Source organism: Duganella sp. CY15W, from assembly GCF_009857555.1.
GTDB lineage: Bacteria > Pseudomonadota > Gammaproteobacteria > Burkholderiales > Burkholderiaceae_D > Rugamonas > Rugamonas sacchari.
Genome location: NZ_WWCQ01000002.1, coordinates 62,684 through 75,649, shown reverse-complemented (window position 1 = coordinate 75,649; position 12,966 = coordinate 62,684). Strand labels below are relative to the sequence as shown.

The 12,966-nt window shown below is 59.6% G+C and carries 11 protein-coding genes and 1 tRNA gene; 2 read left to right on the top strand and 10 right to left on the bottom strand.

Features of this window, described 5'->3' with window-relative positions; translation table 11 throughout:
• Nucleotides 1-54 precede the first annotated feature (54 nt).
• From GTP58_RS09920 to GTP58_RS09895, 6 genes are all read right to left on the bottom strand, one after another.
• Nucleotides 55-609, bottom strand: a complete 555-nt coding sequence (locus tag GTP58_RS09920; RefSeq protein WP_161077394.1) for a hypothetical protein — start codon at nt 607-609, stop codon at nt 55-57.
• A complete protein-coding gene (locus tag GTP58_RS09915; RefSeq protein ID WP_229215531.1) occupies nt 606-1,208 on the bottom strand; it encodes a paar repeat-containing protein in 603 nt (200 codons plus the stop codon). The genes GTP58_RS09920 and GTP58_RS09915 overlap by 4 nt, the downstream gene beginning before the upstream one ends.
• A 7-nt stretch (nt 1,209-1,215) precedes the next feature.
• Entirely contained in the window at nt 1,216-1,749 is a 534-nt protein-coding gene (locus GTP58_RS31335; RefSeq protein ID WP_229215530.1) for a PAAR domain-containing protein, read from the bottom strand.
• Between the two features lie 287 nt (nt 1,750-2,036).
• Complete coding sequence (locus GTP58_RS09905) at nt 2,037-2,888, bottom strand: hypothetical protein (RefSeq protein ID WP_161077393.1); 852 nt, start codon at nt 2,886-2,888, stop codon at nt 2,037-2,039.
• Entirely contained in the window at nt 2,888-3,757 is an 870-nt protein-coding gene (locus GTP58_RS09900; protein ID WP_202413621.1) for a hypothetical protein, read from the bottom strand. Before GTP58_RS09900 ends, GTP58_RS09905 begins: the two co-directional genes overlap by 1 nt.
• A gap of 142 nt (nt 3,758-3,899) precedes the next feature.
• Nucleotides 3,900-3,975 (bottom strand) — tRNA-Phe (locus GTP58_RS09895).
• A gap of 123 nt (nt 3,976-4,098) precedes the next feature.
• Here GTP58_RS09895 and GTP58_RS09890 point away from each other — a divergent pair.
• Nucleotides 4,099-5,502, top strand: coding sequence for a M20/M25/M40 family metallo-hydrolase (locus GTP58_RS09890; protein ID WP_161077392.1), 1,404 nt, complete (start codon nt 4,099-4,101; stop codon nt 5,500-5,502).
• Nucleotides 5,503-5,598: 96 nt separating this feature from the next.
• Here GTP58_RS09890 and GTP58_RS09885 read toward each other — a convergent pair whose 3' ends face one another.
• The 3 genes from GTP58_RS09885 to GTP58_RS09875 form a co-directional block, all read right to left on the bottom strand.
• The gene (locus GTP58_RS09885; protein ID WP_161077391.1) at nt 5,599-6,891 is read right to left on the bottom strand and encodes an alpha-amylase family glycosyl hydrolase; all 1,293 of its coding nucleotides are present in this window, start codon (nt 6,889-6,891) and stop codon (nt 5,599-5,601) included.
• A gap of 11 nt (nt 6,892-6,902) precedes the next feature.
• A complete protein-coding gene (locus GTP58_RS09880; protein ID WP_161077390.1) occupies nt 6,903-9,260 on the bottom strand; it encodes a S9 family peptidase in 2,358 nt (785 codons plus the stop codon).
• Nucleotides 9,261-9,332: 72 nt separating this feature from the next.
• Complete coding sequence (locus GTP58_RS09875) at nt 9,333-10,733, bottom strand: MFS transporter (protein WP_161077389.1); 1,401 nt, start codon at nt 10,731-10,733, stop codon at nt 9,333-9,335.
• A gap of 197 nt (nt 10,734-10,930) precedes the next feature.
• On the opposite strand from GTP58_RS09875, the gene GTP58_RS09870 reads away from it, so the two are divergent.
• Complete coding sequence (locus GTP58_RS09870; protein ID WP_161077388.1) at nt 10,931-12,415, top strand: M20 family peptidase; 1,485 nt, start codon at nt 10,931-10,933, stop codon at nt 12,413-12,415.
• On the opposite strand, the gene GTP58_RS09865 is transcribed toward GTP58_RS09870, so the two are convergent.
• Nucleotides 12,394-12,957, bottom strand: coding sequence for a hypothetical protein (locus GTP58_RS09865; RefSeq protein ID WP_072787016.1), 564 nt, complete (start codon nt 12,955-12,957; stop codon nt 12,394-12,396). The genes GTP58_RS09870 and GTP58_RS09865 overlap by 22 nt on opposite strands.
• Nucleotides 12,958-12,966 lie beyond the last annotated feature (9 nt).

The following is a 12,966-nucleotide window of genomic DNA, read 5'->3' as shown; positions in this document are numbered from 1 at the left end:
TGTGAACCCGAGTCGACCAGATGATCCTGGATGATGCCGGCGGGCGGCGACGGTTTATTTTTTTGTGTCTGGATAAATTTCTACCGGACGGTTATAAGCCTTGAGTATCTTCATGACCGCAGTATTCTGCGCATATTTTTTCCTGAGCCTCAGCAAATAGGCATCTGCCCCCTTGCATTGTTCAAAGTCAGCGCACTCGTTCCGCCATTGGGCCATGTATCTTACGTCGGCGGGAAGTAAGTTCTGTGCTTCGCTTGGTCCCTTTTCACGGCACTCGTTGGTCCAGCGCTCAACCTTCATTGAGCGTATTTCCTCGCCTTGGGTATGGAGACGCAGGCAAGTATTACCTCTTGTATATTGAAGGACGCAGTCAGACTTCCCAACGCTGCAGTAATCAACTTCGGCGTACCCCGCCTGGACAAGCAGCCGGTCCAAACCATCATAGTCCCCAGTTGACGCATGGGCAGCAGGATCTGCGCGCCAGCCATCGGCATAAAGCTTTGTTCGGACGGTGATGAATCGGTCTCCGGTTTGGAGCGCAAGCGGTCTGGATTCGGCCAGCGAGGCAAGCCCGGCGAGAAATACCATTGCAATCCAGGTGTGTGTCATTTGCTGCTACCTCCAGCAGCCTTATATGCCACCTCAAAGTGTTCGAACGTGACATGAGGCTGGTCATGACGGCCGGCTTGACCGCGATCCATAGGGAGCGCAGCCCATGGTTTTGATGCCGCAGAGAGGCTGGACTCGATGTCTCCTTCCTTGATTTTATCGATGACACCGAGCCCGCGAAGAATCGAGACGGCAATCAGATCTTGAGTCTGCGGTGTAAAGTCAGTTAGTCCCATGCGGTGCGCGCCGTGATCTTGCCACGTTGCTTTGTTAATCTGATACATGCCAGCTGCCGTCGTGACGCCATCGTAACCGGGGCCAGGATGCGTTGAAAAGTCCGTAAATCGCCAAGGGTCGTTGCGCCGGCCTTTGACTGCGCCGTACTTGAAGTCATAGCCACCGCCTTCTGCATCGGCAATGGCTTTCAGGAAGGCCTGAACGTTAGCGTTCTTCAGGTATTCCTGGTTTTCAGCCAACCGTTGCTCTTTGCTCAGCTTGATCCTTACGGCCTTGGCTTCAGCATCTTCGCGTAGCGTTGTAGTTCGGGTTGCACGATGGTGAAGAACCCGCCCGGATGGCGACGTCAGCGTAGTCGTCATATGCACCTCACGCGTAGATGTGAATGGCTTCTGCCTGGGCTGCCGCTGTCAGCAGATGCGTGTGCCCCTGGGCGTCTGTTGTTCCGAACTCGACCTGTCCGTCCCGCCGCTGCAAGGCGTATTCAGTATTGGCAAATGGCTCGCCGCTCTCTTCGTCGATCAGGATGTATCGGTCGTCAAACATCGTCCCTGCATCGGCCCATACCTCTGCTGCTATCGACCGTTCTGCCGCTTGGCGCGCATCAGCTGCTGTTTCGCCAATGACCTGATATCTGACCGATTGGCTCGGCAAAAGTCGGGGAGGACTGAGGCATCCGCAGATGCACAAATCGTTCTCCAGTGCGACATTTTTGTCACTCCATAGTTCTGGAATTCGGGGAGCGATACATTGGATTGTCCCCTGAGACTTACATGCAGGGCAGAAAATTAAATCGCCTTCAAGCGCGATGATGACACCGTGAATGCTGCCGTGACTGCTGGCCGAGATAACCTTACCGCCCGCAGTGGTTGATGCTCCCAGAGTGATTGTGTGGCGTTTCATCTCGACCCTTCCAGTAAGCATAGACGGCAGCAAGGGAACTGACGTGTTTTTTGGAAAGTATTCATCGAGTGGGGGAGCTGGTATTGTGAAAACGCAAAGAGAAGTGCTGTGATTTCCAGCTAATGCCGCAAACCACAGTGATTTATCCGGGCGGCAGCTGATGAATTACTTTTTGGAAATAAAAAAGAGTTACACACTTTTGCATGTAACTCTTTGATTTCTTCAGAATATTCTTAGTGGCCCAAGGCGGGTTCGAGCCACCTATACGAGGATTTTCAATTCTCTTGTTAAGCTGCCAGCGCCCACTTCCGTATTTTGAATGCGACATCTGCAGGGTCATTGTTGCAAAACTGTGCCACTCCAGCGTCCTCAACCTCTTTCAGCAAATCAGTAGTTTTTTTTGTTGTTACAACCTCTGCTGACGTTGTTGGTTCGGGAAGGATGACAAAAAGCGCGGGTTCTGTTTTTCGCTGCGATAGTCTGTGAGCGATCGTTATTTGTAGTAATGAAGAGTGGATATGGTTCTGCACTGTCGAAAAGGACGCATATCGCGCGGAAACGATATTTCCGTAGCTGTTACCGTTGTCTAAACCGATTTGCAGATTTTTATTACCGATCACGACTGAGCGGCCAGGCACAAAAGGATCGGGGTTCCTCCCATCAAAAGATTTTAGCGTCCTTAACATTATTGCGTAGGCCCAATCATCGTCCATAGGGGCGTCCCGATGCTGGATATCTTGCCAAATCGCACCGGCTTGCCGTTTAAGCAAATTAGTTAGTTCGACGTTTATGTCATGAGTTGCAACGTAACCGCAAGGCACTACGCGCAAATGAGGGGTGCCGCTGTCCAAAGATTTTAATGCCTTATGGAAACTCGACCGAATTGCTATTTCTGATCCGTCAAAAAGATCTCTGGTATCAGATGACGTAATGGCGTCGCCATATAAGTGACTTAACTTTGAAAGCGACGGAAGCCACTTTAAGTGAGGTTCTGAGTCGCCTTCGATTGCAGCCGCAACACCAACAATGAATTCTTGTTGGCTACCCAAGTCTGGACGAAATGCGATAGTCGCCCATTCACCAGTAAGCAAAGGCTGAGGTGACGGCGTTGCTCGATTTAGAAGTTCTAGAAGATCCATCAGATTAACCTCTCACAACTAGCCGCAAATGCTGGCCCTGCTGCTCGGCCCCTCATATAATCCATGATCGTATCGATTTCATCGTTACCAAGCAAGCCAGGCAGTAACGACGAAATTTGGATCAGAATGCTATCCCAACTAGACTGGGCTTTCTCATATTCCATGATCGCATCTGCTCGCCATTTTGCTAACTGCGACCCGTTCAAAAAATTTTGTGCAAGCAATGCCAATTCGTTCCGTGGATTCTGGTCTGGCCATGAGGTGTGCCAATACCTGCTTCCCCCAACGCAGCCTTGGTCTATAGCTAAGTATTTCAGGTCATCTTCATACAGAAAGTTGCCTTCGTGTCGATCATTGTTACCTGTAACATGATCTACTGTTGCAAGCCTGACGCAAAAGGTACTCTTGTAGAACGCATCGCTTTGCTTTCGTGAGAAACTCGAAAGCTTTCGGATATACCGAAATGGTTGCGCATTTTGCTCAAAGGATGTTATCCAGCAAGCAGCCAAACCAGAGTTTGGATCAATGAAATCACTTAAATCTCTTTCAAGATTAGGTAATTCACGCTTCGACAGGAGCAGAATACCACCTCTTTTCGGCTGTCGAACACCACGCAGAGCATTGACGATGTAACCTATTGTTTCGTTAGCGACGCCGCAGCTATTTGTTTCGTAGAGTTTAATGACAGCATCTTCCGAGTCAGTACCGTCGGGCCAAAGCACCCGACCGATGAATATCGGCTGTGCCGCTTTTTCAGCCCCGTCCAGCATACCTCCAATGGGGGCCGAGAAACCGCGATAAGAGTCTGGGGCTAATATAGGAATCATCTTGGTCGGAATCTCGAATGTAATAGGGGCAGAGTCGCTCATCACTGAAGAGAGCGTTCACCGAGTGTGTCCATCATCGAGCACCTCAGGGATGGCTTCAAGATACTAGCAGAATGCCCTCCAGCAATGCAAAAAGGGTTACAAGCTCATGCTTGTAACCCTTTTTGAAGATACTCTGAATTCTTGGTGGCCCGGGGCGGAATCGAACCACCGACACAAGGATTTTCAATCCTCTGCTCTACCAACTGAGCTACCAGGCCAAGGGCCGCAATTATAGCGGGCGGTTGCCGGATTTGGCAAGTCTCTGAATCCACTTTATTGACAGCCCTATGGGCCGGGTATAAATTTGGCCGTTTAGGCAATCTCATCCGGACAGGGGCGATATGAACAAGGCAACGTGGTGGTTGGCGGGTTTGGCAGTGGCAAGCGCTGCGCATGGCGCGGAATTGACGCCGGTGCAACAGCAGATGCGGTCCATCTACCAGGAACTGGTGGAGACCAATACCACCAACTCGATTGGCTCCTGCACCGTGGCGGCGCAAAAAATGGCCAAACGCCTCAAGGCGGGCGGTTTCAAGGACAGCGAACTGCAGGTCATCGTGCCGCCGGGCGGTCCGAAGAAAGGCAACCTGGTCGCGCGTCTGAAGGGCGACGGCAGCAAGAAGCCGCTGCTGCTGCTGGCCCACATCGACGTGGTGGAAGCCAACCGCGAGGACTGGGAGCGCGACCCGTTCAAGCTGGTCGAAGAAAACGGCATGTTCTACGCGCGCGGCGCCTCTGACGACAAGGCCATGGCGGCCTCCTTCGTCAACAATATGCTGCTGTATAAAAAAGAAAAGCTGCCGCTCAAGCGCGACATCATCCTGGCGCTGACCTGTGATGAAGAAATGGTACCGTCGAAGTTTGACGGCGCCGAATACCTGGTCAACCATCACCGCGCGCTGATCGACGCCGAAATCGCCCTCAACGAAGGCGGTGGCGGCCTGCTGGACAAGGACGGCAAACCGGTACGCCATGGCATCCAGGCCGGTGAGAAGGTCTATCAGAGCTTCCAGCTGGAAGTCACCAATCCGGGCGGCCACAGCTCCGCGCCGCTCAAGGACAACGCGATTTATCACCTGGCCGATGGCCTGTCGCGCCTGGGACAGTTCGCCTTCCCGTTCAAGCTGTCGCCGGTGACGCGCGCATTCTACGAGCGCATGGCCAAGGTAGAAACCGGCCAGGTGGCGCAAGACATGCAAGCCATCCTGCAGGACCCGCCGGATCAGGCCGCGCTGGACCGCCTGTATGCGCTGAGCCCATCGCACAACTCCACCGTACGCACCACCTGCGTCGCCACCAAGGTGGATGCGGGCCACGCCGACAACGCGCTGCCGCAGCGTGCGCGGGCCACCGTCAACTGCCGCATCCTGCCGGGTGAGCCGATCGCCGAGGTACAGGCGACGCTGCAGCGCGTGGTGGCCGATGACAAAATCAAGATCACGCGCATTGGCGACGGTGTGGATGGCCCGATGCCGCCGATGACGCCAACGCTGATGAAAGCGGTGGAAGCCATCAGCAATGACATGTGGCCGGGCGTGCCGGTGATTCCGACCATGTCGACCGGAGGCACCGATGGCCGCTTCCTCAACAACGCCGGCATCTGGACCTACGGCATCAGCGGCATGTTCCACGGCCCCGAAGGCAGCGGCGCCCACGGCCTCAATGAGCATATCCGCGTGAAGTCCCTGTACGACGGCCAGGAATACCTGTACCGCCTCGGCAAACGCCTCGCCACCGAACAATAAACAATCCGGGGTCAGTTCTTGCAATCCAACACGGGCTCTGCTGTAGTTGTGACTACAGCAGAGCCCGTGTTGGATTGCAAGAACTGACCCCGGATTTTATTCAGGGACGATGATGCGCCAGCGCCAGGGCTTGAGGAAGGCGGGGCCTTCGTCGCCGGCCAGTCTGTATTTCTGTAGCTGGCCGGTAGGGTTGACGATCACGCGCACGTGGTTGGCGCCTTGCTGGCGCTTGAAGGCAAACAGTTTGTCGTTGCCGGTGTCGAGCAGCTGCACCGCGCCGCCGGCCGTGCCGTTCCACAGCGCCGGGTTCTGTTTCTTCAGCGCGTTGAGGCCGGCGAAGAACAGTTCCAGGTCGATGTTGTTCCACTCGATGGCGTCTTTTTCAAAGAACGCCAGCTTTTTGTCCAGCCGCGCTTCCTGGCCGTTGTAGGTCAGCGGGATGCCGGGCAGGGTGTAGCTCAGCACTGCCAGCGCGCCCCACGCGGGACCGTACAGTGCTTTGTCGGTGCCCTGCCAGGAGTTGATGTCGTGGTTGCTCGTGAACTGCAGACGGTAGGCGTCGCGCGGGTAGGTTTTCGGCGGATTGCTGACATACGCGCGCAACTCGGCGGCGCCAGCTTCGCCCTTGCCGATCTTTTTCATGATGTCGTTGAGCGACCAGTCGTAGCTGGCGTCGAACGCGCGCTCGTGCAGGTCGGCGGCGTCGCCTTCGGCCAGCATGAATACGGGCTTGATCTTGTCCAGCTGCGCGCGGGCCTGGTCCCAGAATGCCGTCGGCACCATGCCTGCCACATCGGCGCGGAAGCCGTCCACGCCGACGTCCTTGACCCAGAACGCCATGGCTGCCGTCATGGCGGGCCACAGGTCCTTGTTGCTGTAATCGAGGCCGATGACGTCAGCCCATTCTTCCGTCTCGCCCGCGCCGTTCTTGAAGCTGACGGCGGCGATCTCGCCCTGGTCGTTCTTCTTGTACCACTCGGGATGCTGGCTTGCCCATGGGTGGTCCCACGCCGTGTGGTTGCCGACCCAGTCCAGGATCACGTGCATGCCCAGCGCGTGCGCCTGTTTGACCAGCTTGCGCACATCATCGAGGCTGCCGAATTCCGGGTTGACGGCGCCGTAGTCTTTCACTGCGTAGTAGCTGCCCAGCGTACCCTTGCGGTTTTTCTCGCCGATCGGGTGCAGTGGCATCAGCCAGATGATGTCGACTCCCATGGCTTTCAGGCGCGGCAGGCTGGCAGCGAAGGCGTTCAGCGTGCCTTCCTTGCTGTACTGGCGCAGGTTGACTTCATACACGTTGGAACTGCGCGTCCACGCCGGATGTTTGGTCTCGGCGTGGGCGGCGGTGAACAAGGTCGCCAGTATCAGCGAGGCGGCAAGCTTTTTCATAACTCTCCTGTTTATTGTTTCAGGGTGCGTTCAAACAGCTGGTAGATGCGGCGGTATTCGTCGTACCACGCTTCCGGATGCACGAAGCCGTGGCGCTCCAGCGGATACGATGCCAGTTCCCAGTTGTCTTTTTTCAGTTCGATGAAGCGCTGGGCCATGCGCACCGAATCCTGGTAGAACACGTTGTCGTCGACCATGCCGTGGGCGATCAGGATGTGACCTTTGAGCTTGTCCGCATATTCAATCGGCGACGAGACTTTGTATGCTTCCGGGTCCAGCTCCGGCGAGTTCAGGATGTTGGCGGTGTACTCGTGGTTGTAGGTGGTCCAGTCGGTCACGGGACGCAGCGCCGCGCCAGCCTTGAACTGGTCCGGTGCGCGCAGCAGCGCCATGAAGGTCATGAAGCCGCCGTAGCTGCCGCCATAGATGCCGACATTGGCCGCGTCGCCCTGGTGCTTGGCCACCATCCAGTTCAGGCCATCGACGTAGTCTTCCAGTTCCGGATGCCCCATCTGGCGGTAGATGGCGGTGCGCCAGTTGCGGCCATAGCCCAGCGAGGCGCGGTAGTCCATGTCCAGCACGATGTAGCCCTTCTGCACCAGCAGGTTGTGGAACATCTGCTCGCGGAAGTAGACCGGATAGCGCTTGGTCACGTTCTGCAGGTAGCCGGCGCCGTGCACGAACATCACCACCGGATATTTTTTCCCCGCTTCCAGCGTGGCCGGGCGATACAGCTTGGCCCAGACCGGATCGGCGCCGTGGGTCGATGGCACGGCGACGATTTCCGGCTGTATCCACTCGCGCGCCTTGAAGTCGGCGCTGCGAGTGTCGGTCAGCTGGGTGATGGCGCCGCCGCTGCTGCTGACGGTGCCGATCTGCGTCGGCATGTAGGCGGTGGAGTAGCGCACCAGCAGCTTGCGGCCATCCGGCGACAGCGCGAAGCTTTCCACGCCGCCCAGCGCGGTCAGTTCTTTCAGCGCGCCGTCCTTGGTATTGGTGGAGCAGACTTCATACGTGCCTGGCAGTTTTGGGTTGCACATGAAGTAGGCGGTCTGGCCGTCCGACGACCAGGTGACGCTGGACTCTTCCCATTTGCCCGAGGTCAGCGCGCGCGCTTTGCCGTCGGCTGCCTGCAGATACAGGTGGGAGTAGCCGCTTTCCTCCGACTCGTACCACAGCGTGCTGTTGTCCGGCTGCCAGCCGAAGTCGTTGCCGCGGTTGTTGACCCAGGCGGCGTCGCTCAGGCGGTGCAGCGGTTTCAGTTTGGCGGCGGCCAGGTCGACGCCGGCGATCCAGCGGTCCTTGTTGTCGATGGCCTGCGCCATGACGGCGACGCGCTGGCCATTGGCGCTCCAGCGGATGGATTCTTCACGGCCTTCGAAACGCACGCCGCGATTGCCTTTCAGTGCATCGAGCTTTTGCGCGCTGCGCATGGCGGCCAGCGGATCTTCCTTGATGCCCGGCAGATCGTCCAGCGACAGCTCGGTGACTTTGCGTGTGGCGACTTCCACCAGTTTCAGTTCGTGCTTGAGCGGACCGGCTTCGCTCACGCGTTTGCGTTCGTCGTCGGTTTCTTCGTAGCCCGATTCGGTCACGTAGCGCGGCATTTTGCCGATGCGGCGCTTGTCGCCATCCTTGGCGGCGGTGACCACCAGCAGGTAGCGGCCGTCCGGCGACAGCGAGCTGGTTTCGATGGTGACTTTGTCGCCCAGGTAGACCGGCAGTGGCGCGCGGGTGGCGTCGGCGGCGCGTTCGGCGTTGCGCTGGTCGCGCGTTTCATCCTTTTCCTGTTTGACGCGGGCCAGCGTGGACATCAGGCGCAGTTGCATGTCGCGGCGGAAGTCGGCGTCCGGCGCGGCGTCGGGATCTTTGGCGGTGCGCAGCAGGGCGACGGGTGAGACCAGGCGCTCGGCGCGGCTCCAGCTGAACCAGTCGCTGCCGACGCGGAACTGCACGTGGTTACCGTCGGCCGCGTACTGGGCGTCGGCGGCGGCCGTGGTGCCGCGCACGATTTGCGTCAGGACGCCGGTTTTCAGGTCGCGTTCAAACAGGTCGCCGTTGCGCAGCAGGATGGCGCGCGTGCGTTCGCGGTTGTAGACCGGATCGGCGCTATCGAGATTGGCCAGCTGCTTGTCGTCCACCTGCCTGGCGGCGGCGCCGGCGATCTGCCAGGTGTCGCGCACGGCGGAACCGCTGCGTTTCTGCTTGAAGTAGATCTGGCGGCTGTCCCAGCCCCACCATGCGGATTCCACGGGGTTGCCGATCCAGTCCGGATTGGCCATGGCCTGGTCGAGGGTGATGGGCGTTGGTGCGGCGTTGGCGACGCTGGCCGTGATGGCGGTCGCTAGGAATGGCAATACAAAACGCATCGGTAGTTTCGCTTGTAGATGGAGTGAACGGGAGCGCCGGATCGCGGCACGTCCCAGATTCTAGCCCAAGCTTTAACTACGAGCCATCTTGTCGGTTTGGCCATGGCCGGCGCTGGGGCCGCCGCGCCGTGGCGCGCGCCGCAGTGCCCACAGCAGGATGGCGCCCGCCGCCAGGTACAGCACGATCAGCGTGGCCAGCATGGCGGCGCTGTCGCCCCAGCGCAGCATGCGTTCGCTGAGCGCCGGCCCGACCGCGCCGCCCAGCAGGCCAACGCTGCCCACCAGCGCGATGCCGGTTGCCGCGCGCTGGCGGTTCAGCATGCCGGTGAGGATGGCGATCAGCAGCGGCGACGCCGAGGCGATGCCCAGCGACGCCAGCGTCAGGCCGGCCAGCGACCAGGTGAGACCATTGTCAGCAGCGATCGCCATGCCCAGTCCTCCGGTGGCCAGCACCATGCAGGCGATGAAGTGGCCGCGCCGCTCGCGCCGTCGGTCCGAGTCGTAGCCGATGAGGACCATGCCGACGACGCCGGCCAGATTCGGAATTGCTGCCAGCAGGCCAAGCTGCATATGGCTGCCCGCGCCCCAGCGCTGCAGCAGCGTCGGCGACCAGAACACCAGCGCGTAGCTGGCCGCCATCAGCAGCAGGTTGGCCACGGCCAGCAGGGCGATGGACGGCTCGCGTAGCAGCGACCAGATGGTGCTGGCGGCGGATGGCGCCTCGGCAGGCTGCTGATGGTGCTGCAGCGCCGCAGCGTCATTGAGTGCTTCCTCATCGCGCTCCAGGTCCTGTTCTATCATCTGCTGTTCGAAGCAGGACAGCCAGCGCGCATCTTCCGGCTTGTCGTCCAGATAGAAGTAGGCGATCACGCCCAGCAGTATCGCCGGCAGCCCTTGCATCAGCAGCAGCCATTGCCAGCCATCCAGCGGTCCCAGGCCGCGCATATACTGCAGCGTGGCGCCGCACAGCGGACCGGCGACGACGCCCGCCAGCAGCGCTGCCGACGCAAACACCGCGATCACGCGCGCGCGCCGTGCCGAGGGATACCAGTAGGTCAGATACAGAATCACACCGGGGAAGAAGCCCGCTTCAAACACGCCGAGTAAAAAGCGGATGATGTAAAACTCGACCGGCTCGCGCACGAAGGCGCTGGCGGCGGCGGTCACGCCCCAGCACAGCATGATGCGCAACAGGGTTTTGCGGGCGCCGATTTTTACCAGCAGCAGATTGCTGGGCAGCTCGAACAGGCAGTAGCCGATGAAGAACAGGCCGACGCCCCAGGCGTACACCTGTTCGCTGAAATCCAGGCTGGCGCCCATTTGCAGCTTGGCGTAGCTGACGTTGACGCGGTCCAGGTAGGCCACGCCGTAGCACAGCATGAGCAGCGGCAGCAGCCGCCAGCTGACTTTACGATAGATGGCGTCCATGCCGGCGGCGCCACGCAGATGAATGATCTTGGCGCCATGGTTCATGATGCGAGGGCCCTTTGTGCTATTTGTGTCACGGTGGCGAGATCGGTCTGCATATTGGCGATATTAGCTGCACGATATTGCATAAGCAAGCTTTAGAATCGTGCGCAATCTTTCAAAACAACAGTGCCAAAATCGGGTCCGCGTGATGCTGCATTGCGCACCAATCTGGCGCACTCTGACAGGTAAACAGGCTAACTATGATCAAACGTATCGGATGGACAGTGGTGTTGATGGCGGCCGTGCTGGTGGCGGTGGTGGCGTGGCATACCTGGCGCCTGCCGTCGCGCCAGATCGGTGTGAAACCAGTTGCATCCCTGGCGCTGGAACGCGATGCGGTGGCGGCGCGGCTGGCCGGTGCGCTGAAGTTCCGCACCATTTCCGAAGGCACGGCCGGCGATCCCCATGCGGAGGAATTCGAGCGCCTGCAGGCCTACCTGGCGCAAGCCTTCCCACGCTTGCATGCGACGCTGAAGCGTGAGCTGATCGGCCACAGCATGCTGTTTACCTGGCAGGGCAGCGACGCGGCGGCCAGGCCAATGCTGTGGGCGGCGCACCAGGACGTGGTGCCGATCGCGCCTGGCACCGAGAGCAGCTGGCAGCAGCCGCCGTTCGATGGCGTGGTCAAGGACGGTTTTGTCTGGGGCCGTGGTTCGTGGGACGACAAGGGCAGCCTGGTGGCGCAGATGGAAGCCATCGAAACGCTGCTGGCCGCGGGCTATCAGCCGCGCGTCACCCTGTACCTGGCCTATGGCGCCGACGAGGAAATGGGCGGCGGCCAGGGCGCGGTGGAAATCGCCAAGCTGCTCAAGTCGCGCGGCGTGCATCTGGATTATGTGCTGGACGAGGGCATGCTGGTCACGGAAGGCATCATGAGCGGCATCAGCAAACCGGTGGCGCTGATCGGCGTCGCCGAGAAGGGCTATGCCAGCGTCAATCTGGCGGTCAGCACGGCGCCGGGCCACTCGTCGATGCCGCCGCAAAAAACCGCGATCGGCATGATGAGCGCGGCCCTGGCGGAGCTGGAGCGCAACCAGATGCCGGCCGAAATGACCGGCGTGGCGCGCGAGATGTTCGACACCATCGCGCCGGAAATGCAGGGCATGAACCGCGTGGTGCTGTCCAATCTGTGGCTGTTTGCGCCGGTGGTGCGCAAGCAGCTGGAGCAGTCGCCGGGCACCAATGCCGTCATGCGTACCACCACCGCGCTGACGGTGGTGCATGCCGGCAACAAGGACAATGTGCTGCCAGGCCGCGCCGATGCGGTGGTGAATTTCCGCGTGCGCCCCGGCGATACGGTGGGCGGCGTCATGGAGCATGTGCGCCAGACCGTCAACAACGAGGCGGTGCATGCCACGCTGGATGGCGGTTCATCGGAGCCGTCGCCGGTGTCGCCCGTGAATTCGGCGCAGTATGCGCTGATTAACCGCACCATCCGCGAGGTGTTCAGCGATGCGGTGGTGGCGCCCGGCGTGGTGATCGGCGCCACTGATGCGCGCCATTACAAGGACGTGAGCGAGCATGTGTACCGCTTCTCGCCGGTACGCGCGGGCAAGGACGATCTGCCGCGTTTCCACGGCACCAACGAACGCCTTGGCGTGGACAACTACCTGGAAGCGGTGCGCTTTTACGTGCAGCTGGCTAAAAACGGCAGCGCGCCGAATCAGACCGGCGTCGCGCCGTAGCCCATGTGGCCCTGGCGCGGCCGCAGTTCCGGCCGGGATGCCGCGTCGTCGTCATCCTGCGCCAGGAATTTGCTGCCGATCTCAAACCACTCTTCGCTGGAGATGACTTTCTGCGCCAGCGGCAGCAGCTCCTGCTCCTCCTTGTCGAGCCGCTTCAGCAGGTTCTGGCAATACAGGTCCACGGTCTTGCACAGGAACTTGCCTTGCGACGCGCTGCGGCGGGCGGCGCGGCGCAGGCAGCGGTAGACCGCGTTGAGCATGGCGCTGCCGCGGCTGCTCAGGCACTCGAGGTCATTCATGAGCGCGGTGCAATTGGAGTCGGCCGCACGCACGGCCGGCATCAGGCAGGCTTCCACCTTGCGCTGGTGGCGCGCTTCGGCAAAGCTGGCTAATTGTTTGAGCTGGGATTCAATGAACACAGGATCAATTTCCTGCGGACGGCGCGCAATCGACTGCACGTATTGCAGCAGACGCGAAATGAAGTGGCGTTCTTTTTTTTGTTCGATAGAAAGTGTCAACAAGACATAGGTGGCAGTAAGCATAGCGTTTCC